This window comes from Streptomyces sp., from assembly GCF_035644915.1.
In the GTDB taxonomy this organism is placed as follows: domain Bacteria; phylum Actinomycetota; class Actinomycetes; order Streptomycetales; family Streptomycetaceae; genus Streptomyces.
This window is the reverse complement of the sequence record NZ_DASQNP010000186.1, coordinates 17,903-41,997: the sequence shown is the minus strand read 5'-3', so window position 1 is coordinate 41,997 and position 24,095 is coordinate 17,903. Positions and strand designations below refer to the sequence as shown.

Sequence of the window (24,095 nt, the reverse complement as noted above, 5' to 3'; positions counted from 1 at the left end):
GGTCGGGCGTCCCGAGGCGGCCCGGGGTTCCGGGCCGCCTCGGGGTGACGTTCCGTCAGGCCGCGGAGGGGCCGGGCCCGGTGGGCCCGGCCCCTCCGCCCGCCGTCCGCGCCGCGCCGGCGGGGGCGGGCTGCCAGCCGGGCCCGCGGAAGAGGCGCCCGGCGCGCTCGCGCCAGTCGCGGGCCGCCCGCAGGTCGCGGGCGATGGCCACGTACTCGTGGGTGGCCACGCGCAGCGGGTTGTAGGTGTCGATGTTCTTGGTGAGCCCGTAGACGCACGGCTCCGCCTCCGGCGCGAAGGAGCCGAAGAGCCGGTCCCACACGATGAGGATGCCGCCGAAGTTGCGGTCCAGGTAACCGCCCTGGGAGGCGTGGTGGACCCGGTGGTGCGAGGGCGTGTTGAAGACGTGCTCCACCGGCCTCGGCAGCTTCCCGATGCGCTCGGTGTGGATCCAGAACTGGTAGACCAGGTTGGCCGAGGAGCAGAAGGCGACCGCCGCCGGGTGCACGCCGCAGGCGACGAGCGGTAGGTAGAACGGCCAGGAGGTCACGGACGTCCAGGGCTGGCGCAGCGCGGTGGTGAGGTTGAACTTCCGGCTGGAGTGGTGCACCACGTGGCAGGCCCACAGGATGCGGATCACGTGGTGTCCGCGGTGGGACCAGTAGTAGAGGAAGTCCTGGGCGAGCAGCATCAGCGGCAGCGTCCACCACTCCACGGGCACCCGCAGCGGGGTCAGTTCGTAGACCGCCGCGTAGACGGCCACGACCGGGACCTTCCACAGGGCGTCGAAGAAGAGGCTGCCCAGGCCCATGGTGACGCTGGTGGCGGCGTCCTTGGCCTCGTACCCGGCGACGGGACTGCCGGGTTCCTCGGGATGGAGGCGGTAGCTGACCATCTCCAGGACCGTCAGCAGGACGAAGGCGGGGATCGACCACAGCACGACATCGGGGAGATCAGGCACGCTCGGCATGCGAGCACCGTAGGGCCGGGAACGGGCCACGGCCAGAGTCTGTTACCGACAAGTATGCGAGATGAGCCGTCAGCAGGCCCGGTGTTCCGGAGCGACCTGCGGTGATGCGGAGGTGTCAGTGGCGCCCCGTATTCTCTGGGACCATGCTCGAAGACCAGTCGGCGGCCCACGCGCGGCCCGCAGCGCAGTCCACCACCCCGGCCTGGCCCCGTGAGTACCCGGAGGCCTACGCCGTGGTGGACGTGGAGACCACGGGGCTCGCCCGCGACGACCGCATCGTCTCGGCGGCCGTCTACCGGCTGGACGCGCGGGGGGACGTGGTGGACCACTGGTACACCCCCGTCAATCCGCAGCGCGACCCGGGACCGACCTGGATCCACGGCCTGACGAGCGAGATGCTGGCCGACGCCCCCCTCTTCCCGGAGATCGCCGAGGAGTTCGCCGAGCGGCTGCGGGGCCGGGTGCTGGTCGCGCACAACGCCGTCTTCGACTGGTCGATGATCGCCCGCGAGTACGCCCGCGCCAGGATGGTCGCCCCCGTGCGGCAGCGGCTGTGCACCATCGCCCTGTCCAAGGAGCTGGGCCTGCCCCTGGCCAACCACCGGCTGGAGACCCTCGCCGCGCACTACGGCGTCGTGCAGCGCCGGGCGCACCACGCGCTGGACGACGCCCGGGTGCTGGCCGAGGCGTTCCGGCCGAGCCTGCACCTGGCCGCCCGGGACGGCATACGGCTGCCCCTGCTGGCCTGCCAGCCGCTGACCGAGTGGAGCGACAGCATCACCTCGGGGGGCGCCTCCGCCGGGCGGGGGCCGCGCTCCTACGCGGCGAGCTGGCGTCCCTCGCGCAAGCGCCCCGCCTGCCCCTACCCCAACCCCGGGCGGTACGAGCCGGGCAAGCCCCTCGTCCAGGGCATGCGGGTGGCGATCTCCGGGGACACCTCCACCGACCGGGAGCTGCTGGAGGACCGGGCGATCGAGGCGGGGCTCCACATCACGACCAGTGTGTCGCGGCTCACCAGCCTCCTGGTCACCAACGACCCCGACTCCGGCACCTCCAAGGTCGTCAAGGCGCGCGCCTACGGCACCCCGGTGATCGACGAGGCGGCCTTCACCCAGCTCCTGCAGGACGTGGCCCCCGCTCCGGAGGAGTGACGGCCGGCGGGGTACCGTCGAGACCGTGCCGTCCTCGTACCGCTTCCTGTTGTCCCGGCAGTGGGTGATCATCACCCTCGTCGCGCTCCTGCTGATCCCGGTGATGGTCAGACTGGGCTTCTGGCAGTTCCACCGGCATGAGGACAGGGTGGCCCGCAACGAGCTGATCGCCGCGAGCCTGAGCGCCGCGCCGGTGCCCGTGGAGAGGCTGGCCGCCCCGGGCCGCGGCCCGGCCGACGACGACCGGTACCGCCCGGTGACGGCGACCGGCACCTATGACCCCCGGCACGAGACGGTCGTGCGCCAGCGGACCGCCGCCGACGGCCGGCGGATCGGCTACCACGTCCTCACCCCGCTGGTCCGCGAGGACGGCACGGCCGTGCTGGTCAACCGCGGCTGGGTCCCGGCGGGCGGGGACCTGACGAAGTTCCCCGACGTGCCGCCGGCCCCCTCCGGCGAGGTCACCGTCACCGGACGGCTGATGGCGGACGAGACGGCCGGCGGCGGCGTCCGGGAGAAGCGGGGGCTGCCGCCCCGCCAGGTGATGCTGATCGACAGCGAGCGGATGGCGCGGGAGCTGGACCGGCCGGTCCTCGGCGGCTACGTGGCGCTGGAGAAGACCTCCCCCGAGCCCTCCGGCGAGCAGCCCGAGCCCCTGCCCGAGCCGGACCACAGCGGCATCGGCCCGCATCTGGCGTACGCGTTCCAGTGGTGGCTGTTCGCCGCGGCGGTCCCCGTCGGCTGGCTGGTCCTGGTCCGCCGCGAGCGCCGGGACCGCGCGGCGGCGCGGCCCGGGCAGGAGGCGCCGGACACCGGGGGCCCGGAGACCAAGGGATCGGAGGCCGGAGGCCCGGAGACCGGGGACGCCCGGGACGCGGGCGGAGGGCACGCGGCCGGACGGCCCTCCCCCACCCCCGCCGCTCCCGGGCCTCCTGACCGCCCGGCAGACTGAGCCCATGGATCTCGGACTGCAGGACAGGGTGTACCTCGTCACCGGCGCCACCCGCGGGCTGGGCTTCGCCGCCGCCCGCGAGCTGGTCGCCGAGGGCGCGCGGGTGATCGTCACCGGCCGGACCGGGCAGGCGGCGGCCGAGGCCGCGGAACGGCTGGGCGAAGGCGCCACCGGCATCGCGGCGGACAACGCCGACCCGGCCGCCGCCGACCGCCTCGTGGCCGCCGCGCACGACCGGCACGGCCGTCTCGACGGGGTGCTGATCAGTGTGGGCGGGCCCCCGGCCGGCTCCTTCGAGTCGATCACCGACGAGCAGTGGCGGTCGTCGTTCGAGTCGGTCTTCCTCGGCGCGGTGCGGCTGGCCCGCACGGCGGCCGGGCGGCTGACGGAGGGCGGGGTGATCGGCTTCGTGCTGTCCGGCTCGGTGCACGAGCCGATCGCCGGCCTGACGGTCTCCAACGGGCTGCGGCCGGGGCTGGCGGGCTTCGCCAAGTCGCTCGCCAACGAACTGGGGCCGCGCGGCGTCCGCGTCGTCGGACTGCTGCCGGGCCGCATCGACACCGACCGGGTGCGCGAGCTGGACGCGCTCACCGGGGACGCCGAGGCCGCCCGCCGGCGCAGCGCGGCCGCGATCCCGCTGGGCCGCTACGGCGCCCCGGAGGAGTTCGGCAGGACGGCGGCCTTCCTGCTCTCCCCCGCCGCCTCGTACGTCACCGGGGTGATGCTCCCGGTGGACGGCGGCGCCCGGCACGGCTTTTAGGGGCCGCTCCGCCCGCCCGGCGTGTGCCCTCCGCACGGAGGGCACACGCCGGACCGCCGGCGCGGGTCACTCGCCGAGGCCGGCCAGGTCGCGCAGCCTGCGGGTCTGGGCCTCGCGCTCGGCCGCGCGCTGCTCGTCGTAGGTGCGCTCCACCGCGCCGCGCAGCAGCGCCTTGGTCTCGATCACCGCGTCGCGCGGGGCCGCGAGGAGCGCCGCCGTCAGGTCGGCGGTGGCCGCCTCCAGTTCGGCGCGGGGCACCACCAGGTTGGCCAGCCCGATCCGTTCGGCCTCCTCGGCGTGGACGAAGCGCCCGGTGACGCAGATCTCCAGCGCGCGGGCGTATCCGACGAGCCCGACCAGCGGATGGGTGCCGGTGAGGTCGGGGACCAGCCCGAGGCTGGTCTCGCGCATCGCGAACTGCACGTCGTCGGCGCACACCCGCAGGTCGCAGGCGAGCGCGAGCTGGAAGCCCGCGCCGATGGCGTGCCCCTGGACGGCGGCGATGCTCACCACGTCGTTCCGCCGCCACCAGGCGAAGGCCTCCTGGTAGCCGGCGATGACCTCGTCGATCTCGGTGTCCGAACCGCGCGCCAGGTCGGTGAAGGAGGGCTCGCCGGCGAAGCCCTCGGGGGTGAAGGCCTGCCGGTCCAGCCCGGCGGAGAAGGACTGTCCCTCGCCGCGCAGGACGACGACGCGCACCTCGCCGGGCAGCAGTCGTCCGGCTTCGGCCAGCGCGCGCCACATCGCGAAGGTCTGGGCGTTGCGCTTGGCCGGGCGGTCGAGCGTGACCGTGGCCACGTCGCCGTCGACGACGAGCCGTACGCCGTCCTTGTCGAGCAGGATCATGAGGGTCTCCCGGGGCTCTCCGCAGTCAAGTGACTGAAGAGTAACCACCCAGCCGGTCAGGTGGCCGACCGGGTGGCGTCCCTCGGGACGGCCCTGGGTCTCAGGTCGTCGTGGTCTTCTTGCCTCGTGTCGCACCGCCGCGACCGCGGAGGGTCACGCCGGACTCGCTGAGCATCCGGTGCACGAATCCGTAGGAACGGCCGGTCTCCTCGGCCAGCGCCCGGATGCTCGCACCGGAGTCGTACTTCTTCTTGAGATCAGCCGCGAGCTTCTCGCGCGCGGCGCCGGTCACCCGGCTGCCCTTCTTCAGAGTCTCGGCCACCCGTGCCTCCTCATGGGAAGTGCGCTCTGGACTCTCATGATCACCCCTAGCCGGTCTTCTGGCCACCCATTCGACAAGGTCCGTACGACGACCTTGGCGCCCGGGCAAGGGCCGGAAGCCACCGGAATGCAGCATTCCGCAACCGCTCCACCGGGTGCGGGACCGCACTGCGGGAGGAAGGTGCAGGTCAGAGCCGTGCGCAGGGGCCAAACCTCCGCGGCGGGAGGTCTATGCCACACCACCTGCGCTCTCGACGCCCGACCGCGCCGGGATACCAGCCGATCTCACTCAGATGACGGATCACGCGTCGGCCGAATGATCCAGAACGAATGATCCAGAACGGTGCGGTCACCGTGCGCGGTCAGGCGAGCGCGACGAGGTCCGCGTACTCCTCGCCCCACAGGTCCTCCACGCCGTCGGGCAGCAGGACGATCCGCTCCGGCTGGAGCGCGTCCACCGCACCCTCGTCGTGCGTGACCAGCACCACCGCGCCGGTGAAGGCGCGCAGCGCGCCGAGGATCTCCTCGCGGCTGGCGGGGTCGAGGTTGTTGGTCGGCTCGTCCAGCAGCAGCACGTTGGCCGAGGAGACCACCAGCGTGGCCAGCGCCAGCCTGGTCTTCTCCCCACCGGAGAGCACCCGCGCGGGCTTGTCCACGTCGTCGCCGGAGAACAGGAACGACCCCAGCGTCTTGCGGATGTCGACCATGTCCATGTCGGGTGCGGCCGAGCGCATGTTCTCCAGCACCGTGCGGTCCGGGTCCAGGGTCTCGTGCTCCTGCGCGTAGTAGCCGAGCTTGAGCCCGTGGCCGTGGACGACCCGCCCGGTGTCGGGCTTCTCCACCCCGGCCAGCAGCCGCAGCAGGGTGGTCTTGCCCGCGCCGTTGAGGCCGAGGATGACCACCCTGGAGCCCCTGTCGATGGCCAGCGAGAGGTCGGTGAAGATCTCCAGGGAGCCGTAGGACTTGGACAGCCCCTCCGCCGTCAGCGGGGTCTTGCCGCACGGCGCGGGGTCGGGGAAGCGCAGCTTGGCGACCTTGTCGGCCCGGCGCTCCTCCTCCAGCCCGGCCAGCAGCCGCTCGGCGCGCCGGGCCATGTTCTGCGCGGCGACGGCCTTGGTGGCCTTGGCGCGCATCTTGTCGGCCTGGGCGGCGAGGGCGGCGGCCTTCTTCTCGGCGTTGGCCCGCTCGCGCCTGCGCCGCTTCTCGTCCGCCTCGCGCTGGACCAGGTACTGCTTCCAGCCCATGTTGTAGATGTCGATGCAGGCGCGGTTGGCGTCCAGGTAGAAGACCTTGTTGACGACCGTCTCCACGAGGCTGACGTCGTGGGAGATGACGACGAAGCCGCCGCGGTAGGTCTTGAGGAAGTCGCGCAGCCAGACGATGGAGTCGGCGTCGAGGTGGTTGGTCGGCTCGTCCAGCAGGAGGGTGTCGGCGTCCGAGAACAGGATGCGGGCCAGCTCCACCCGGCGCCGCTGGCCGCCGGAGAGGGTGCCCAGCGGCTGGCCGAGCACGCGGTCGGGCAGCCCGAGGCTGGCGGCGATCGTGGCGGCCTCGGCCTCGGCGGCGTAGCCGCCCTTGGTGAGGAACTCCGTCTCCAGCCGCTCGTACTTCTTCATCGCCCGCTCGCGGGTGGCGCCCTTGCCGCCCGCCATCCGCTCCTCGTTCTCGCGCATCCCGCGCAGCACGGTGTCCAGGCCCCGGGCGGAGAGGATGCGGTCGCGGGCGAGGGCGTCGAGGTCGCCGGTGCGCGGGTCCTGGGGGAGGTAGCCGACCTCACCGGTGCGGGTGATGGTGCCGGCGGCGGGCGTGCCCTCCCCGGCCAGGCAGCGGGTGAGGGTGGTCTTGCCCGCGCCGTTGCGGCCGACCAGGCCGATGCGGTCGCCCTTGGCGATGCGGAAGGAAGCGGACTCCAGGAGGACCCGGGCGCCGGCGCGCAGCTCGAGTCCGGTGGCGGTGATCACGGAAGGGCTCCAAGGCAGGGTGGACGGACGTACGTCGGGGTCGGGGGCGGGGAGACGGCGTACGCCGGCCTAATGCACGAGGAGAGTCGCCATGCGTTTCAGTCTAACGGCGGCGCGCAACCGGATTTCCGACCCGCCGACCCGCCGACCCACCGACCCGCGCCGGGTCCGCGGCCCCGGCGCGGGGCCGCGGACCCCGGGGGCCGTCACGCCTCGCCGGTGTGGACCTGGAAGGCCGCCCGGCGCACGGCCTTGGCCAGCACGGGGTCGGGGTGGGCGGCGGCGAGCGCGACCAGGACCTGGACCGTACGGGGGTGGCCGGTGGCGCGGACCTCCTCCAGCAGTTCCGGGACGCTGTCCTGCACGGCCGACTCCAGGTGCTCCACCAGCAGCCGCCCGTCGCCGTGGTCGGCGACGGCCGCGGCGGTGTCCACCCACAGCCAGGTGGCCTCCTCGCGGGTCAGGACACCCGGGGCACCCCCCGTCAGGTCCGAGGGGTCGGCGCCCTCCTGCTCGGCGAGCCAGAGCAGGGCGTAGGGACGCAGGGTGGGCTCGTCGGCGGCCGCCCGTACGGCGGACTCCGCGGGAGCGCCTACGGCGCGCAGCGCCTCGAAGGCCAGGCCGCGGATGAGGGCGTCCTCGCCGCGGGCGGCGTCGAGGAGTTCGGCGACGGCCGGGCCGGTGGGCCGCGCGGCGAGCCAGGCGCGGTACTCGGCGCGGGCCTCCCCGGGGGAGAGCCGGGCGCAGCCGCGCAGCATGTCCTCGGCGGGGTGCTCGATGTTCCCGGCGGGGCTCTGGGCGGCGACGCAGATCTGTTCGAGCTTCACCCACACGGCCCAGTTGCCCAGCGGGGTGAGCACCGCCTGTCCCGGGCGGCCCTCGCCGTCCTCGGGGCAGCGGGTGAGGGCGCCGACGGAGGCGAGGCCGTCGAGCGCCCAGTCGAGCAGCGCGGGCAGGTCCAGGGCGGTGGTGTCCCCGGCGCCCTCCTCCGCCGGGGCGGCGCCGGAGGCGCCGTCGCGCTCCTCGGAGTCCTTTCCGCGCTCCGCAAGGTCCTTCCCGCGCTCCGCGAAGTCCTTTCCGCGCTCCGCGCGGAGCTCCGCGATGCGCTGCCGCAGCAGGTCGAGCAGGACCGGCACCGTCACCGGGCCGGAGGACAGGTGCATCACCGCCAGGAACTGCGGGGCCGCCACGACGACCTCGCCGACCGCCGCCGGGTCGGCGTCGGCGGGCGCCGGATGGGCGAGCGACCAGGCGTCGAAGAGGGCCACCCAGCCGCGCAGCACCGCGGAGTCGTCGCGGTCCCAGGCGCGCAGCCGCCAGCCGGGCAGGGCGGTGCCGTCGTGCAGTTCGATGAGGCCGGCCAGCCGGGCGCGGTCCCAGTGGACGGGCACCTGGTCCACCGGTATCCGCAGTTCGGCCGCCGCCCGTTCGGCCTCCGCCACCGGCGACAGCCCGGTGCCCTCCGCCCAACGGGCCAGGCGTACGGCGTCACTGAGACAGGCCCGCGCCTGCCGGGCCAGTTGGTCACGGGGAGGCACCCCCTCGGGGGGCCGGGGCGCGCTCCGCCGGCGGCGCGCGCTCACGGCTCGGCGCGCGGCGGTGAGCGGCTGACGGGAAACAAGGCGCAGCCGGGTGTCTCGCGGGGTACGGGACGTCACGGAAGCAGTGTTGTTGATGAGGGCCCGAAAGCCCAAACGTCCGTGCACAGACCTCACATGAGCACCCCGCACAAACCCCCCACAAGGTTCACACCGAACCTCACATCAGCGGGGTCAGGAAGCGCCGCAGCGCCTCCTCGTAGCCCTGCGGGTCGGCGTTCCACATGGCCGCGTGCGGGGCCTGTCGGACGACGTGCAGCGAGACCAGGTCCGGGCGCCGCTCGGCCAGTTCGCGGGACGGCTCCCACGGGGCGATGCCGTCGTCGGGGCCGTGCAGGACCAGCGCGGGCAGCTCCAGCGTCGCGGGGTCGCTCAGCTCCGCGAGGGGTTCGGGGCGCATCCGGGCGCGGCCCTGCGCGGCGCGCACGGCCAGCGGCAGCAGCGGGCGGGGGACGTGGCGGGTGGCGGCCAGGGCCCGGAGGGTCGCCCGCCAGTCGAGCACGGGCGAGTCCAGCACCAGCCCGCCGACGCGGTCGCGGACCGGGGAGCGCGCCGCGGCGCGCAGCGCCATGGTGGCCCCGGTGGACCAGCCGTACAGCACGACGCTGCGGGCGCCGTTGTCCACGGCGTGACGGATCGCCGCGTCCAGGTCGCGCCACTCGGAGTCGCCCAGGTGGGCGGTGCGGTCGGGCGGGCGGGGCGCGCCGGGGTCGCCGCGGTAGGCGAGGACGAGCACCGGGATGCCCCTCTCGTGGAGGAAGGGCAGCAGGTTCATGGGGTGCTCGCGCGTGGTGCCCAGACCGTGCACGGCGATCACCCAGACGTCACGGAGGGCGGGCAGGTACCAGGCGGGCAACGGGCCCAGTTCGCCGGGCACCGTCACGTCCCGGTACTCGAGGCCCAGGGCGTCGCGCGGGTTGCCGGTGTAGAGCTGCGGGGTCAGCCGCACCCGGTCGCCGGGGGCGAGACGGCCGCGGTCGACGCGCTCCAGGCGCCGTACGACGGTGTCGGGGGAGGAGGGGACGTCGAGCACGGGGCCGACGACGGCGTGCCGCCCGGGACCGGTGAGCGCATAGGTGCCGGGCAGCTCGGAGACGAGCGAGCGGGTCAGGGTGATCTGCCCCGCGGCGGTGGCGTGGACCGTCAGCGGCGGCCCCTGGAAACCGGCGGGCTGGGAGCGGCCGGTGGGCTGCCTGAGGGCGGCGTGGGCCGCGTACCGCCCGGCGGCGACCGCGGCCGCCCCGGCGCCGAGCATGGTGGTGGCGGCCAGGGCCGCCGTTCTGCGCAGGCTCATTCCCTCCAGGATGGCGGTGCGGCGCCGCGGGGGCCAGTGGGCCGGGTCCGGCGGGTGAGCGGGGAGGCGGCGCGGGCGGGGGCCGCGTCAGTCCCGCCCGCCGTCGTCGCGCCGGCCGTCGTCGCGCTGGCCGTAGTCGCGCAGCCGCGCGGCGACCCGGTCCAGTTCCTCGGGCGGCAGCAGTGTGGGGGTGCGGCCGGGCACGGAGGCGGCGGCGAGCCAGACCCGGCACATCCACTCCAACTGCGCGGTGTTGTCGTACGCCTGGCGGAGGCTGTCGCCGTACACGATCGTGCCGTGGTTGCGCAGCAGGCAGCCGCTGCGGTCGCGCAGGGCCGCCAGCGCGTGGGCGGCCAGTTCCTCGCTGCCGTAGGTGGCGTACGGGGCGACGCGCACCGGGCCGCCCAGGGCCGCGGTCATGTAGTGGACGGCCGGGAGCTCGTCGACGAGGGTGGAGACGGCGGTGGCGTGCACGGCGTGGGTGTGGACGACGGCCGCGGCGCCGGTGGCCCGGTAGACCGCCAGGTGCAGCGGCAGCTCGCTGGTGGGCCTCAGCTCCCCGGCCACCTGCCGCCCGTCGAGGTCGACGGCGCACAGCTCGTCCGGCCCCAGCCGGTCGTAGGCCACGCCGCTGGGGGTGACCAGCACGGTGTCGCCGACCCGCACCGAGACGTTGCCGGAGGTGCCCACGACCAGTCCGTCGGCCACCGTCCGGCGGGCCGTGTCCACCAGTTCGCGCCAGGCCTCCGCCCGGGTCCGCCCCATCCGCCCCACCTCCGGGGGCACTGTAGCGCGGGGGATACCAGCGCACGGGGGACATGGGAGCGCCGGGGACGCATTCGGGCGCGCCGGTGTGCGACCCTGCTTGCACAGGCTCCGTGAGACACCGTGAAGCCGCCCCCAGTTCACCTTGCGTTCACCCGGAGTCCCTACGTTCCCCGCGTACCTCCCCTTCGACTGATTGCCTGGGTGAATGGAAAACATCACGCTTCTCATCGGGATCGTGATCGTCACGGCCTTGGTGTTCGACTTCACGAACGGCTTCCACGACACGGCCAACGCCATGGCCACCACCATTTCCACCGGGGCACTCAAGCCCAAGACCGCGGTGGCGATGTCGGCGGTCCTCAACCTCGTCGGCGCCTTCGTATCGGTGGAGGTGGCCGCCACCATCTCCAAGGGACTGATCAACGAGGACTCCGGCATCGATCCCGCGGTGGTCTTCGCGGGACTGGTCGGTGCGATCATCTGGAACCTGCTGACCTGGCTGGCCGGACTTCCCTCCAGCTCCTCCCACGCCCTGATGGGCGGTCTCATCGGCGCGACCATCGCCTCCGTGGGCGTCGGCGCCGTCTCCATGAGCGCGGTCGTCATGAAGGTGCTGATCCCGGCCGTCGCCGCGCCCCTGGTCGCCGGGGTGGCGGCACTGCTCGCGACCCGGCTCACGTACCGGATCAGCCGCGGCACCGATGAGGGGGACGTCGCCAAGGGCTACCGCGCCGGGCAGATCGCCTCGGCCGCCCTGGTCTCCCTGGCCCACGGCACCAACGACGCGCAGAAGACGATGGGCGTCATCACCCTCGCCCTGATCTCCGGCGGTGCGCTGGGCGCCGACGCCGACCCGCCGATGTGGGTCATCGCCTCGGCGGGCATCGCCATCGCCCTGGGCACCTACCTGGGCGGCTGGCGGATCATCCGCACCATGGGCAAGGGCCTCACCGACATCCAGCCGGCGCAGGGCTTCTCCGCCCAGACCAGCTCGGCCGTCACCATCCTGGCCTCCTCCCACCTGGGCTTCGCGCTCTCCACCACCCAGGTCTGCTCCGGCTCGATCATGGGCGCCGGCCTGGGCCGCAAGGGCGGCGTGGTGCGCTGGAACACCGCGGGCCGCATGGTCGCCGCCTGGGGCCTGACCCTCCCGGCCGCCGGTCTGGTGGCCGCGGCCGCCTCCGTGCTGACGACCCGGGGCGACTGGGGCGTCACCACGGTCACGGTCCTCACCGTGGCGGCCTGCGCCGCGATCTGGCTCGTCTCGCGCCGGGAGCCGGTGAACCACACCAACGTCAACGACGTCGAGCCGGACGCGACCGGGGAGCCGGACGTGGTCACCACCGCCGTCCAGGCCGTCGCCCCGCCCCCGACCGTCGCCGTCGAGGAGGCCGAGAAGGCCGAGAAGGCCGAGAAGGCGCCCGTCTCCTCCGCCTCGTAACGTCTCGCGGCGCCTCACGGCTCCCGCACAGCTCCCCGCAGCTCTCGCAGCTCTCGCAAAGGAAACAGCGTCATGGACATCGACTGGGCCGCTCTCGGCCAGGTCTTCGGGGTCAGCCTCGTGATGACGGTCGGCCTGGTGGGCGTGTTCACCTTCGGCATCGTCGGCTCCCGCACCGACCACGGCGCGGGGGGCGGTCCCGCCCTCCTGACCCGCGTCGGCGCCTACGCCTGCTTCGCCCTGTGCGCGGCGGCCGTGGTGTACGGCATCTACATCATCGCGGCCTGAGCCGCACCTCCCCCGGGCGCCCGGCGACCGCCGCCGGGCGCCCGGCGCATGCCCGGACACGCCTCCCACCGGGGAGGTTCCGGCCCGCGGCGGCGCCGTGTGCCCTTCCGCACACTGCGCCGCCGCAGGTCATCGCCGAGTTGACGCCTCCTGCCGGGCGTGGTGGACTTCCGGTTGCCCAACGGCGGCAGGAGAGGAAGCCGGTGCGAATCCGGCGCGGTCCCGCCACTGTCACCGGGGAGCGCTCCCCCACCCAGGGGTCACGGCCCGCACACCGGGGCTGGAAGGCCGGGGGAAGCGCCGATCCGGGAGCCAGGAGACTCTCACCGCCGGTCACGTCGAGCCAGGGCGAGGACCCTGAGTGAGGACATACCGCCATGCCAGGCACCCTGCCTTCCCTTCCCCCTGCCGCCCTTCCGGGACCTCCCGGCACGCCGACCGTACGAGGCGCGACGGCCCGCTGACGCCATGCGCGCCGACCACGCCGACACCACCGCTCCCGCCACCGCCGTTCCGGTTCCGGGCCATGTCCCGGGCTATGCCTGCGGAGCGGTGCTGGGGTACCTGTTCGACCTGATCGCCGGCGATCCCCGCCGTGCCCACCCCGTCGCCGCCTTCGGCCGCTTCGCCGCGGCCGCCGAGCGCCTGCTGTGGCGCGACCACCGCGGCGCGGGCGCGCTGCACACCGGCGTGTGCGCGGGCGGTGCGGTGGCCGCCGCGGCGGCGCTGAGCCGCGCCGCGCGCCGCTCCCCCGCCGCCCGTACCGCCCTCGCGGCCGCCGCGACCTGGACCGTGGTCGGCGGCAGCAGCCTGGCGCGCGAGGCCCGGGCGATCGCCGCCGCGCTGGAGGCGGGCGACCTCGCCGCGGCACGCGCCCGGCTGCCCCACCTGTGCGGACGGGACCCGCAGGCGCTGGACGCCGACGGCATCGCCCGGGCGGTCGTGGAGTCCGTCGCCGAGAACACCTCCGACGCCGTGGTGGGCGCCCTGGTGTGGGGCGCGGCCTGCGGCGTGCCGGGGCTGGCGGGCTTCCGGGCCGTCAACACCCTGGACGCGATGGTCGGTCACCGCTCGCCGCGCCACCGCCGCTTCGGCTGGGCCGCGGCCCGGCTGGACGACCTGGCGGGCCTGCCCGGCGCCCGGCTGACCGCGCTGCTCGCGGTGCTCGCCGGCCCGGACCCGCGCGGCGCCCTCCGCGCCTGGCGCGCGGACGCCGGCCGCCACCCCAGCCCCAACGCCGGGGTGGTCGAGGCGGCGTTCGCGGGCGCCCTGGGCGTACGGCTGGGCGGGACGCTGTCGTACGGCGGCCGCGTCGAGCACCGCCCACAGCTCAACGCCGCCGGCCGTCCGGTGCGCGTGGCGGACATCGAGCGGGCGGTACGGCTGTCGCGCCGGGTGGGCGCGCTGGCGCTGGCGGCGTGCGCCGCCGCCGGGGCACTGCGGGAGAGGAAGCGGACCGTGCGGAGGGGGAAGCGGTGACGGGCGGCGGACTGCTGATCGCGGGGACGACCTCGGACGCGGGCAAGAGCGTGGTCACGGCAGGCGTCTGCCGCTGGCTGGCCCGCAAGGGCGTCAAGGTGGCGCCGTTCAAGGCGCAGAACATGTCCCTCAACTCCTTCGTGACGCGCGACGGCGCCGAGATCGGCCGGGCCCAGGCCATGCAGGCCGCCGCGGCCCGCGTGGAGCCGACCGCGCTGATGAACCCGGTGCTGCTCAAGCCGGGCGGCGACCGCACCAGTCAGGTGGTGCTGCTGGGGAAGCCGGTGGGCGAGCTGAGCGCACGCGGCTACCACGCGGGACGGCAGGAGAAGCTGCTGGGGACGGTCACCGACTGCCTGGCCGAGCTGCGGCGCACCCACGACGCGGTGATCTGCGAGGGCGCCGGCAGCCCGGCCGAGATCAACCTGCGGCACAGCGACATCGTCAACATGGGCCTGGCGCGCGCCGCCCGGCTGCCGGTGGTGGTGGTCGGCGACATCGACCGCGGTGGCGTCTTCGCCTCCCTCTTCGGCACCACCGCGCTGCTGTCGGCCGAGGACCAGGCGCTGGTGGCGGGCTATGTCGTCAACAAGTTCCGCGGCGACGTGTCGCTGCTGGAGCCGGGCCTGGAGATGCTGCGGGGCCTGACCGGACGCCCGGTGCTGGGCGTCCTGCCGTACGCGCACGGGCTCGGCATCGACGAGGAGGACGGGCTGCGGCTGTCGCTGCGCGGCACCGTGCGCGAGACGGCCGTCGCGCCGCCGCACGGCCGCGACGTGCTGCGGGTCGCGGTGGTGCCCGTGCCGCTGATGTCCAACTTCACGGACGTGGACGCGCTGGCGGCCGAGCCGGGCGTGGTCGTGCGGTTCACCGACCGGCCCGAGGAGCTGGCCGACGCCGACCTGGCGATCGTGCCCGGCACCCGCGGCACCGTGAAGGCCCTCGCCTGGCTGCGCGAGCGCGGCCTGGCCGGGGCGCTGGCCCGCCGGGCCGCCGAGGGCCGCCCGGTGCTGGGCATCTGCGGCGGCTTCCAGATGCTGGGCGAGCGGATCGAGGACGAGGTGGAGTCGCGCGCCGGAACGGTCGCGGGCCTGGGCCTGCTGCCGGTGCGGGTGCGCTTCGCGCCGGAGAAGACCCTGGCCCGGCCGGTCGGCGAGGCGCTGGGCGAGCGCGTGGAGGGTTACGAGATCCACCACGGCGTGGCCGAGGTGACCGGCGGGGACGAACCGTTCCTGGACGGCTGCCGGGCCGGCTCGGTGTGGGGCACGCACTGGCACGGGTCGCTGGAGAGCGACGGCTTCCGGCGCGCCTTCCTGCGGCGCGTGGCGGCGGACGCGGGACGCGCCTTCGTCCCCGCCCCCGACACGTCCTTCGCCGCCCTGCGCGAGGAGCAGCTCGACCGCCTGGGCGACCTGGTGGAGGAGCACGCCGACACGGACGCGCTGCTGCGGCTGATCGAGGACGGCGCCCCCGGGGGGCTGCCGTTCGTACCGCCGGGAGCCCCGTGACCGACGCGACCGACATGACCGGCACGACCGGTATGACCGACATGAGTAATGTCACCGGCACGACAGGCACGGCCGGCGCGGCCGGCGTGCCCGACGCGAAGGACGTACGGACCGATGGGGGTTCCATGAGCACGGTACTGCTGCTGTCCACCGCCGACACCGACCTGCTGGCGGCCCGTGCCTCCGGCGCCCCGTACCGCATCGCCAACCCCGTGCGCGTCGACGTCGCCGGGGAGCTGCCCGGCCTGGTCGAGGGCGCGGACGTCGCCGTCGTACGGCTGCTGGGCGGCCGGCGCGCCTGGGAGGACGGGCTCGCGGCGCTGGCGGACTCCGGCGTCCCGACGGTGCTGCTGGGCGGTGAGAGCGTCCCGGACGCCGAGCTGATGGCCGCCTCCAGCGTCCCGGCGGGCGTGGTCGCCGAGGCGCTGAAGTACCTGGTCGCCGGCGGCCCGGAGAACCTGGCCGAGCTGGCCCGCTTCCTGTCCGACACCGTGCTGCTGACCGGCCACGGCTTCGCCCCGCCGCGCCCGATGCCCGAGTACGGCGTGCACGGCGACCGGGCGCACGACCCCTCCCGGCCCACCGTCGGCGTGCTGTTCTACCGGGCCCACGAGCTGTCGGGGAACACCGCCTTCGTCGACGTGCTGTGCGACGCGATCGAGGAGCGCGGCGCCAACGCGCTGCCGGTCTACTGCGGCTCGCTCCGGGGCGCCGACCCGGAGCTGTACGAGCTGCTGGGCAGGGCGGACGCGCTGGTGGCCACCGTGCTGGCCGCGGGCGGCACCCGCGCGGCGGACGCGAGCGCCGGCGGCGACGACGAGGCGTGGGACGTCGGCGCCCTGGCCGCGCTGGACGTTCCCGTGATCCAGGGCCTGTGCCTGACCGGTCCCCGCGCCGCCTGGGAGTCCTCGGACGCGGCGCTGTCGCCGATGGACGCCGCGATGCAGGTGGCGATCCCGGAGTTCGACGGGCGGCTGATCACCGTGCCGTTCTCCTTCAAGGAGGACGGCCCGGACGGGGTGCCCGTCTACGTCGCCGACCCCGAGCGGGCCCGGCGCGTCGCCGGGATCGCGGCGCGGCACGCCGCCCTGCGCCACAGGCCGAACGCCGACAAGCGGATCGCCCTGGTCTTCACCGCCTACCCCACCAAGCACTCGCGGGTCGGCAACGCCGTCGGCCTGGACACCCCCGCCTCGGCGGTGCAGCTGCTGCGGGCCCTGCGGGACGCCGGCTACGACACCGGCGAACTCCCCGCGACCGGAGACGAGCTGATCCACCGTCTGATCGCCGCCGGCGGCCACGACGTGGAGTGGCTGACGGAGGAGCAGCTCGCCGCCGCCCCGGCCCGGGTGCCGCTTCAGGACTACCGCCGGTGGTTCGCTGCGCTCGACCCCGCACTGCGCGAGGCCATGCGCGAGCACTGGGGCGAGCCACCGGGCTCGCTGTACGTGGACGGCGAGGGTGAGGACGCCGAGATCGTGCTGGCCTCGCTGCGGTTCGGCAACGTGGTGGTGATGATCCAGCCGCCGCGCGGCTTCGGCGAGAACCCCATCGCCATCTACCACGACCCCGACCTGCCGCCCTCCCACCACTACCTGGCGGCCTACCGCTGGCTGGAGCACACCTTCGGCGCCGACGCGGTGGTCCACATGGGCAAGCACGGCACGATGGAGTGGCTGCCGGGCAAGGGACTGGGCCTGTCGGCCGGCTGCGCGCCGGACGCGGTCCTCGGCGACCTGCCGCTGGTCTACCCGTTCATCGTCAACGACCCCGGCGAGGGCACCCAGGCCAAGCGCCGCGGCCACGCCACCGTCGTCGATCACCTGGTGCCGCCGATGGCGCGGGCCGACTCCTACGGCGACCTGGCCAGGCTGGAACAGCTCCTGGACGAGTACGCGCTGGTGTCCGACCTGGACCCGGCCAAGGCCCCGGCGGTGCGCAGCCAGATCTGGACGCTGGTGCGGGCCGCCGAACTCCACCACGACCTGCAGGTGGAGGAGCAGCCGGACGAGGACGAGTTCGACGAGTTCGTCATGCACATCGACGGCTGGCTGTGCGAGATCAAGGACGTGCAGATCCGCGACGGCCTGCACGTCCTGGGCGGCGGCCCGACGGGCGAGCCCCGCGTCAACCTGGTGCTGGCAGTGCTGCGTTCGGCGCAGGTGTGGGGCGGTGTCGGCGGCGCGCTGCCGGGGCTGCGGGCGGTGCTGGCCGAGCACGTCGGGCTGGTGGAGTCCGAGTTGCTGGCCGAGCCGGGCGCCCGCATCGAGGTGCCCAAGGCGCTCACGTCCCTGGCGGACGGGCCCTCGCGAACCGCCTCCGACGCGATCGACCTGCTGGAGCACCTGGCGCGGCGGCTGGTGGAGGGCATGGAGGCCCGCGGCTGGGCGCGCGGGGCGGCCCGGGAGGTGACCGCCGAGGTGCTGGGCACCGAACTGCCCGGCGCGGTACGGGCGCTGGAGTTCGCCGCGGACGAGGTCGTGCCCCGGCTGGAGCGCACCACCGACGAGATCGGCAACGTCCTGCACGCGCTGGACGGCGGCTACGTCCCGGCGGGCCCCTCCGGGTCGCCGACCCGCGGTCTGGTCAACGTCCTGCCGACGGGGCGCAACTTCTACTCCGTGGACCCCAAGGCGATCCCCTCCAGGCTGTCGTGGGACGTCGGCAGCGCCCTGGCGGACTCGCTGCTGGCCCGGCACCTGGCGGACCACGGCGCGTACCCGAGGTCGGTGGGCCTGACGGTGTGGGGCACGTCCTGCATGCGCACGCAGGGCGACGACATCGCGGAGATCCTGGCGCTGCTGGGCTGCCGCCCGGTGTGGGACGACGCCTCGCGGCGCGTGACGGGCTTCGAGATCGTGCCCCTGGAGGAGCTGGGCCGTCCCCGCATCGACGTCACCGTCCGCATCTCCGGCTTCTTCCGCGACGCCTTCCCGCACGTGGTGGGCCTGGTGGACGACGCGGTACGGGCGGTGGCCGAGCTGGACGAGCCCGCCGAGTCCAACTACGTGAAGGCGCACGCCGACCAGGACACGGCCGCGCACGGCGACCGGCGCCGGGCCACGGCGCGGATCTTCGGCTCCAAGCCGGGCGCGTACGGAGCCGGGCTGCTGCCGCTGATCGACGCCCGCAACTGGCGCTCGGACGCGGACCTGGCCGAGGTGTACGCGGTGTGGGGCGGCTACGCCTACGGGCGCGGGCTGGACGGCCGCCCGGCGCGCGGCGACATGGAGACGGCGTTCCGCCGCATCCAGGTGGCCGCCAAGAACGTCGACACCCGCGAGCACGACATCGCCGACGCCGACGACTACTTCCAGTACCACGGCGGCATGGTCGCCATGGTGCGCCACCTGACGGGCGCCTCCCCCGAGGCGTACGTCGGCGACTCCGCCGTCCCCGACCAGGTGAAGACCCGGACGCTGGGCGAGGAGACGCACCGCGTGTTCCGGGCGCGGGTGGTCAACCCGCGCTGGATGAGCGCGATGAGGAGGCACGGCTACAAGGGCGCTTTCGAGATGGCCGCGACCGTGGACTACCTCTTCGGCTACGACGCCACGGCCGGGGTCGTGGACGACTGGATGTACGAGAAGCTGGCCGCCGAGTACGTCTTCGACGAGACCAACCAGGAGTTCATGAGGCGCTCCAACCCCTGGGCGCTGCGCGGCATCACCGAGCGGCTGCTGGAGGCCGCCGACCGCGAGCTGTGGGCGGAGCCGGAGCAGGAGACCCTGGACCGGCTCCGGGAGGTCTACCTCGACCTCGAGGGCGATCTCGAAGGCGGCTCCGAGGACGATCCGGAGGGCGACGCATGACCACCACTGCCACCTACCCGTTCACCGCGATCGTCGGCATGGACGACCTGCGGCTGGCGCTGCTGCTGAACGCGGTCTCGCCGGCCGTCGGCGGCGTGCTGGTGCGCGGCGAGAAGGGCACGGCGAAGTCCACGGCCGTGCGCGCGCTGGCCGCACTGCTGCCCGAGATCGAGACCGTTCCCGGCTGCCGCTTCTCCTGCGACCCGCACCGGCCCGACCCCGCCTGCCCGGACGGACCGCACGAGGCGGGCCCCGGCGAGAGGCGGCCCGCGCGGATGGTGGAGCTGCCCGTGGGCGCCTCGGAGGACCGGCTCGTGGGGTCGCTGGACATCGAGCGCGCCCTGTCCGAGGGGGTCAAGGCGTTCGAGCCGGGGCTGCTGGCCCGGGCCCACCGGGGCGTCCTCTACGTGGACGAGGTCAACCTCCTCCAGGACTTCCTCATCGACTCGCTCCTGGACGCCGCCGCGATGGGCGCCTCCCACGTCGAGCGCGAGGGCGTCTCGGTGCGGCACGCCGCCCGCTTCCTGCTGGTGGGAACGATGAACCCCGAGGAGGGCGAGCTGCGTCCACAGCTCCTGGACCGCTTCGGGCTGACCGTGGAGGTCGCCGCCTCCCGGGACACCGACGAGCGGATGGAGGTCGTCCGGCGGCGGCTGGCGTACGAGGAGGACCCGGCCGCCTTCGCCGCCCGCTGGGCCGGCGAGGAGGACGCGCTGCGGAAGCGGATCGCGGCGGCGCGGGCGCTGCTGCCCACGGTGCGGCTGGGCGACGCCGCGCTGCGGCAGATCACCGCGACCTGCGCGGCCTTCGAGGTGGACGGCATGCGGGCCGACATCGTGATGGCCCGCACCGCCTGCGCCCTGGCGGCCTGGGCGGGACGCACCGACGTGGCGGCCGAGGACGTACGGCAGGCCGCGCTGCTGGCGCTGCCGCACCGCAGGCGCCGGAACCCCTTCGACGCGCCCGGCCTGGACGAGGAGAAGCTCGACGAGACGCTGCGGCGCAGCGGCGGCGGGGACGGCGGGGAGGACGACGAGCCGGACCCGGACGGGCCGGACGGCGGTCCCGGCGGTGGCGGCGGGCAGCCCCCGCAGGACGGCCCCGAGGAGCCGTCCGACGCCTCCGGACCGTCCGTTCCGGAGCAGTCCCGGGGCGAGGAGGGCGCCGGACGGGGCCGGGACGCCGGGGAGCAGGCCCCCGCCCGGGCGGGCGAGCCGTTCCGGACCCGGGCCCTGTCCGTGCCCGGCGTGGGCGAGGGCGCCGCCGGACGGCGCTCGCGGGCCCGCACCGCGCAGGGCCGCACCACCGGCGCGCGCCGCCCGCGGGGCACGCTGTCCGGGCTGCACCTGGCCGCGACCGTCCGGGCCGCCGCACCGCACCAGCGGGCGCGGGGCCGCAGCGGACCGGGCCTGGTGGTCCGCCGCGACGACCTGCGCGAGGCCGTGCGCGAGGGCCGGGAGTCCAACCTCGTGCTGTTCGTCGTGGACGCCTCCGGCTCGATGGCCGCCCGGAAGCGGATGGAGGCCGTCAAGGGAGCGGTGCTGTCGCTGCTGCTGGACGCCTACCAGCGCCGCGACAAGGTCGGCCTGGTCACCTTCCGCGGGACGGGCGCCGAGGTGGTCCTGCCGCCGACCTCGTCGGTGGACGCCGCCGCCGCGCGTCTGGAGTCGCTGCCCACCGGTGGCCGCACCCCGCTGGCCGCCGGGCTGCTGAGGGCCCGCGAGGTGCTGCGGGTGGAGCGGCTGCGCGACCCCGCGCGGCGCCCGCTGCTGGTCGCCGTCACCGACGGGCGGGCCACGGAAGGAGGGGCGGCGCGAAGCGCCTCGACCAGGGGCGGCGGCCGGGTGACGGGTGGGCCCGAGCCGATGGCGCGGGCCCGGCAGGCGGCGCGGCTGCTGGCCGCCGACGGCACGGCGTCGGTGGTGATCGACTGCGAGTCGGGGCCGGTGCGGCTGGGGCTGGCGGGCGCGCTCGCCCGCGAGCTGGGCGGCCCGGCGGTGACGCTGGAGGAGCTGCGGGCCGACGCCGTCACCTCGCTCGTCCGTTCCGTCCGGAATCCGCACCACAACCACAGGAGGGCCGCGTAGTGCCGAAGGGACAGCCGAGCGTCGTACCCGACGACGGGCTCACCACGCGTCAGCGCCGCAACCGTCCGCTGCTGGCGGTGCACACGGGCGTCGGCAAGGGCAAGTCGACGGCCGCCTTCGGGCTGGCGCTGCGCGCCTGGAACCAGGGCTGGCCGATCGGGGTGTTCCAGTTCGTGAAGTCCGCCAAGTGGCGGGTCGGCGAGGAGCGGGCGCTGCGCGTGCTGGGCGCCAGCGGCGAGGGCGGGACCGTCGCCTGGCACAAGATGGGCGAGGGCTGGTCCTGGGTCCAGCGCGACATCGGCGCCGGCGAGGAGGCGGCGCGCGAGGGCTGGGAGCAGGTCAAGCGCGACCTGGCGGCCGAGACGTACCGGCTGTACGTGCTGGACGAGTTCACCTACCCGATGCACTGGGGCTGGGTGGACACCGACGAGGTCGTGGCGGTGCTGCGGGAGCGCCCCGGCACCCAGCACGTGGTGATCACAGGGCGGAACGCGCCCCCGGCGCTGCTCGACGCCGCCGACCTGGTGACGGAGATGACCAAGGTCAAGCACCCGATGGACGCCGGCCAGAAGGGCCAGCGGGGCATCGAGTGGTGAGCCGGACGGTTACCCCATGACAGGCACGGACATCCCCCGGCTGGTCGTCGCCGCGCCCGCCTCGGGCAGCGGCAAGACCACCGTCGCCACCGGTCTGATGGCCGCCTTCGCGGCGGCCGGGCTCGCCGTCTCCCCGCACAAGGTGGGCCCGGACTACATCGACCCGGGCTACCACGCGCTGGCCACCGGCCGTCCCGGCCGCAACCTCGACGCGTACCTGTGCGGCCCGGAGCTGATCGCGCCGCTGTTCCTGCACGGGGCGGCCGGGGCGGACGTGGCCGTGGTCGAGGGCGTGATGGGGCTGTACGACGGGGCGGCCGGACGAGGAGAGCTCGGCTCGACCGCGCAGGTGGCGAAGCTGCTGCGGGCACCGGTGGTGCTGGTGGTGGACGCCTCCTCGCAGTCGCGTTCGGTGGCCGCGCTGGTGCACGGCTTCGCGTCCTGGGATCCCGGGGTGCGCGTCGCGGGGGTGATCCTCAACAAGGTGGGCTCCGACCGCCACGAGGAACTGCTGCGCGAGGCGCTGGACGTCTCGGGGGTGCCGGTGCTGGGCGTGCTGCGCCGCGCCCGCCAGGTGCGCACCCCCTCGCGGCACCTGGGGCTGGTGCCGGTGGCCGAGCGGCGCGCGGAGGCGGCCGGGGCGGTGGCCGCGCTGGCGGAGCAGGTGCGGTCCGGCTGCGACATGGAGGCGCTGCTCGCCCTGGCGCGCAGCGCGCCGCCGCTGCCCGAGCAGCCGTGGGAGCCCCCGGTGCCCGCGCCGTCGGCCGCCCGCGGGCGGCGGCCGGTGGTGGCGGTCGCGGGCGGGGCCGCGTTCACCTTCTCCTACGCCGAGCACACCGAGCTGCTCCGGGCGGCGGGGGCGGAGGTGGTCGCCTTCGACCCGCTGCGGGACACCGAGCTGCCGCCGGAGACGGCCGGGCTGGTCATCGGCGGGGGCTTCCCGGAGGTGTACGCGCCGGAGCTGTCGGCGAACGAGCCGCTGCGCGCGGCCGTGGCGCGGCTGGCCGCCTCGGGGGCGCCGATCGCCGCCGAGTGCGCCGGACTGCTGTACCTGGCCCGGGAGCTGGACGGCGCGCCGATGTGCGGGGTGCTGGACGCCGCCGCCCGGATGACGGAGCGGCTCACCCTCGGCTACCGCGAGGCGGTCGCCGTGGGCGACAGCGTCCTGGCCGCCGCCGGGACGCGGGTGCGCGGCCACGAGTTCCACCGCACGGCGGTGGAGCCGGGGTCGGGGGAGCCGGGATCGGGCGTCGCGCCGGCGTGGGGGCTGTCCTGGGGGACCTCCCGGGACGGGCGGCGGCCCGAGCGGCGCGTCGAGGGTTTTGTGCAGGGCGGCGTGCACGCCTCGTACCTGCACGTGCACTGGGCCGCCGAGCCGTCCGTCGCCCGGCGTTTCGTCGATGGGTGTGTCGAGAGGTGTGCCGCATGAACAGCACCGGCAGTGAACCGCGTCTGGTGGGCGTCGGGGTGGGGCCCGGCGATCCGGAGCTGGTGACCGTCAAGGGCGTGAACGCGCTGCGCGCGGCGCGCGTGGTGGTCGTGCCCGTGATGGAGGACGCCGGTACGGGACGGGCCGAGGCCACCGTGCTGCACTACGTGCCGCGGTCGAAGGTCGTCCGGGTGGTCTTCGCGCTCAACGAGCGCGAGGACCGGTCCCGCCGGGAGGCGGCGTGGGACGCGGCGGGCGAGCGCGTCGCCGAACTGCTGCGCGCCCACGGCACGGTGGCCTTCGCCACGATCGGCGACCCCAACGTCTACTCCACCTTCACCTACCTCGCCCAGACCGTCGGCGAGCTGGTGCCCGAGGCCGTGGTGGAGACCGTGCCCGGCATCACCGCGATGCAGGACCTGGCCGCGCGCGGCGGGGCGGTGCTCACCGAGGGGACGGAGCCGCTGACGCTGGTGCCGGTGACGGCGGGCTCGGCGGTGCTGAGGAAGGCCCTGGAGGGGCCGGGCACGGTGGTGGCGTACAAGTTCGGGCGGCTGGCCGGCGAGGTCGCCGCCGCGCTGCGCGCCACGGGCCGCACCGAGGGCGCGGTGTGGGGCTCCTCGCTGGGGCTGCCGGAGGAGTCGATCCGCCCGGCGGCCGAGCTGGAGGCGGAGCCGGCCGCCGGCGCCGGGCTCCCCTACCTGTCCACGCTCATCGCTCCCGCCCGCCGCGACCGCCGAGGAGGCAAGCTGTGACCCCCGCACCCCGCACCGGCCCGTCCGGCACCGATACCCCCGGCACCGGTACGTCCCGCGCCGGTACGTCCCGCGCCGG

General features: G+C 75.1%; 19 protein-coding genes and 1 riboswitch. Of the genes, 12 read left to right on the top strand and 7 right to left on the bottom strand.

Annotated features, from left to right (window positions below; all coding sequences use genetic code 11):
• Nucleotides 1-55 precede the first annotated feature (55 nt).
• Nucleotides 56-970: a sterol desaturase family protein gene (locus VE546_RS21075; RefSeq protein ID WP_324924678.1), complete on the bottom strand. Its 915-nt coding sequence runs from the start codon at nt 968-970 to the stop codon at nt 56-58.
• 143 nt (nt 971-1,113) lie between these two features.
• On the opposite strand from VE546_RS21075, the gene VE546_RS21070 reads away from it, so the two are divergent.
• The 3 genes from VE546_RS21070 to VE546_RS21060 are packed head-to-tail and all read left to right on the top strand — an operon-like array spanning nt 1,114 to nt 3,833.
• Nucleotides 1,114-2,121, top strand: coding sequence for a DEDDh family exonuclease (locus VE546_RS21070; protein ID WP_324924676.1), 1,008 nt, complete (start codon nt 1,114-1,116; stop codon nt 2,119-2,121).
• Nucleotides 2,122-2,146: 25 nt separating this feature from the next.
• Nucleotides 2,147-3,073, top strand: a complete 927-nt coding sequence (locus VE546_RS21065; protein ID WP_324924674.1) for an SURF1 family protein — start codon at nt 2,147-2,149, stop codon at nt 3,071-3,073.
• A 4-nt stretch (nt 3,074-3,077) separates the two neighbouring features.
• A complete protein-coding gene (locus tag VE546_RS21060) occupies nt 3,078-3,833 on the top strand; it encodes an SDR family oxidoreductase (RefSeq protein WP_324924672.1) in 756 nt (251 codons plus the stop codon).
• Nucleotides 3,834-3,899: 66 nt separating this feature from the next.
• Here VE546_RS21060 and VE546_RS21055 read toward each other — a convergent pair whose 3' ends face one another.
• From VE546_RS21055 to VE546_RS21030, 6 genes are all read right to left on the bottom strand, one after another.
• Nucleotides 3,900-4,679, bottom strand: coding sequence for an enoyl-CoA hydratase/isomerase family protein (locus tag VE546_RS21055; protein WP_324924670.1), 780 nt, complete (start codon nt 4,677-4,679; stop codon nt 3,900-3,902).
• Nucleotides 4,680-4,779: 100 nt separating this feature from the next.
• On the bottom strand, nt 4,780-5,001 hold the full coding sequence (locus VE546_RS21050) for a helix-turn-helix domain-containing protein (protein ID WP_324924668.1): 222 nt from the start codon (nt 4,999-5,001) through the stop codon (nt 4,780-4,782).
• Between the two features lie 361 nt (nt 5,002-5,362).
• Nucleotides 5,363-6,961 (bottom strand): ABC-F family ATP-binding cassette domain-containing protein, encoded by a 1,599-nt coding sequence (locus VE546_RS21045; protein ID WP_324924666.1) that lies wholly within the window; start codon nt 6,959-6,961, stop codon nt 5,363-5,365.
• A gap of 206 nt (nt 6,962-7,167) precedes the next feature.
• Nucleotides 7,168-8,619, bottom strand: coding sequence for a hypothetical protein (locus VE546_RS21040; RefSeq protein WP_324924664.1), 1,452 nt, complete (start codon nt 8,617-8,619; stop codon nt 7,168-7,170).
• Nucleotides 8,620-8,719: 100 nt separating this feature from the next.
• Nucleotides 8,720-9,853, bottom strand: coding sequence for an alpha/beta hydrolase (locus VE546_RS21035; protein WP_324924663.1), 1,134 nt, complete (start codon nt 9,851-9,853; stop codon nt 8,720-8,722).
• A gap of 87 nt (nt 9,854-9,940) precedes the next feature.
• Nucleotides 9,941-10,618: a class II aldolase/adducin family protein gene (locus tag VE546_RS21030; protein WP_324924661.1), complete on the bottom strand. Its 678-nt coding sequence runs from the start codon at nt 10,616-10,618 to the stop codon at nt 9,941-9,943.
• Nucleotides 10,619-10,826: 208 nt separating this feature from the next.
• Here VE546_RS21030 and VE546_RS21025 point away from each other — a divergent pair, with 208 nt between their 5' ends.
• From VE546_RS21025 to cobI, 9 genes are all read left to right on the top strand, one after another.
• Nucleotides 10,827-12,062 carry an inorganic phosphate transporter gene (locus VE546_RS21025; RefSeq protein WP_324924659.1) on the top strand — a complete coding sequence of 412 codons (1,236 nt, stop codon included), beginning with the start codon at nt 10,827-10,829 and terminating at the stop codon, nt 12,060-12,062.
• 72 nt (nt 12,063-12,134) lie between these two features.
• Nucleotides 12,135-12,350, top strand: coding sequence for a hypothetical protein (locus VE546_RS21020; protein ID WP_324924657.1), 216 nt, complete (start codon nt 12,135-12,137; stop codon nt 12,348-12,350).
• 194 nt (nt 12,351-12,544) lie between these two features.
• Nucleotides 12,545-12,672: riboswitch (cobalamin riboswitch) on the top strand.
• 146 nt (nt 12,673-12,818) lie between these two features.
• Nucleotides 12,819-13,829: a cobalamin biosynthesis protein gene (locus VE546_RS21015; RefSeq protein WP_324924655.1), complete on the top strand. Its 1,011-nt coding sequence runs from the start codon at nt 12,819-12,821 to the stop codon at nt 13,827-13,829.
• Nucleotides 13,826-15,337 (top strand): cobyric acid synthase, encoded by a 1,512-nt coding sequence (locus VE546_RS21010; protein WP_324924653.1) that lies wholly within the window; start codon nt 13,826-13,828, stop codon nt 15,335-15,337. The genes VE546_RS21015 and VE546_RS21010 overlap by 4 nt, the downstream gene beginning before the upstream one ends.
• Nucleotides 15,338-15,462: 125 nt before the next feature.
• Nucleotides 15,463-19,149: a cobaltochelatase subunit CobN gene (cobN, locus tag VE546_RS21005; protein ID WP_324924651.1), complete on the top strand. Its 3,687-nt coding sequence runs from the start codon at nt 15,463-15,465 to the stop codon at nt 19,147-19,149.
• Nucleotides 19,146-21,236, top strand: coding sequence for a putative cobaltochelatase (locus tag VE546_RS21000; protein WP_324924649.1), 2,091 nt, complete (start codon nt 19,146-19,148; stop codon nt 21,234-21,236). The genes cobN and VE546_RS21000 overlap by 4 nt, the downstream gene beginning before the upstream one ends.
• Entirely contained in the window at nt 21,236-21,832 is a 597-nt protein-coding gene (cobO, locus tag VE546_RS20995; RefSeq protein ID WP_324924646.1) for a cob(I)yrinic acid a,c-diamide adenosyltransferase, read from the top strand. The genes VE546_RS21000 and cobO overlap by 1 nt, the downstream gene beginning before the upstream one ends.
• A gap of 16 nt (nt 21,833-21,848) precedes the next feature.
• Complete coding sequence (locus VE546_RS20990) at nt 21,849-23,261, top strand: cobyrinate a,c-diamide synthase (protein WP_324924644.1); 1,413 nt, start codon at nt 21,849-21,851, stop codon at nt 23,259-23,261.
• Nucleotides 23,258-24,016: a precorrin-2 C(20)-methyltransferase gene (cobI, locus tag VE546_RS20985; protein WP_324924642.1), complete on the top strand. Its 759-nt coding sequence runs from the start codon at nt 23,258-23,260 to the stop codon at nt 24,014-24,016. The genes VE546_RS20990 and cobI overlap by 4 nt, the downstream gene beginning before the upstream one ends.
• Nucleotides 24,017-24,095 lie beyond the last annotated feature (79 nt).

Coding starts and splice junctions, on each gene's coding strand:
- VE546_RS21070 (WP_324924676.1), top strand. CDS start 1,114: ATGCTCGAAGACCAGTCGGCGGCCCACGCGCGGCCCGCAGCGCAGTCC.
- VE546_RS21000 (WP_324924649.1), top strand. CDS start 19,146: ATGACCACCACTGCCACCTACCCGTTCACCGCGATCGTCGGCATGGAC.
- VE546_RS21030 (WP_324924661.1), bottom strand. CDS start 10,618: ATGGGGCGGACCCGGGCGGAGGCCTGGCGCGAACTGGTGGACACGGCC.
- VE546_RS21060 (WP_324924672.1), top strand. CDS start 3,078: ATGGATCTCGGACTGCAGGACAGGGTGTACCTCGTCACCGGCGCCACC.
- VE546_RS21055 (WP_324924670.1), bottom strand. CDS start 4,679: ATGATCCTGCTCGACAAGGACGGCGTACGGCTCGTCGTCGACGGCGAC.
- VE546_RS20990 (WP_324924644.1), top strand. CDS start 21,849: ATGACAGGCACGGACATCCCCCGGCTGGTCGTCGCCGCGCCCGCCTCG.
- VE546_RS21015 (WP_324924655.1), top strand. CDS start 12,819: ATGCGCGCCGACCACGCCGACACCACCGCTCCCGCCACCGCCGTTCCG.
- VE546_RS21035 (WP_324924663.1), bottom strand. CDS start 9,853: ATGAGCCTGCGCAGAACGGCGGCCCTGGCCGCCACCACCATGCTCGGC.
- cobI (WP_324924642.1), top strand. CDS start 23,258: ATGAACAGCACCGGCAGTGAACCGCGTCTGGTGGGCGTCGGGGTGGGG.
- cobN (WP_324924651.1), top strand. CDS start 15,463: ATGAGCACGGTACTGCTGCTGTCCACCGCCGACACCGACCTGCTGGCG.
- VE546_RS21075 (WP_324924678.1), bottom strand. CDS start 970: ATGCCGAGCGTGCCTGATCTCCCCGATGTCGTGCTGTGGTCGATCCCC.
- VE546_RS21025 (WP_324924659.1), top strand. CDS start 10,827: ATGGAAAACATCACGCTTCTCATCGGGATCGTGATCGTCACGGCCTTG.
- VE546_RS21020 (WP_324924657.1), top strand. CDS start 12,135: ATGGACATCGACTGGGCCGCTCTCGGCCAGGTCTTCGGGGTCAGCCTC.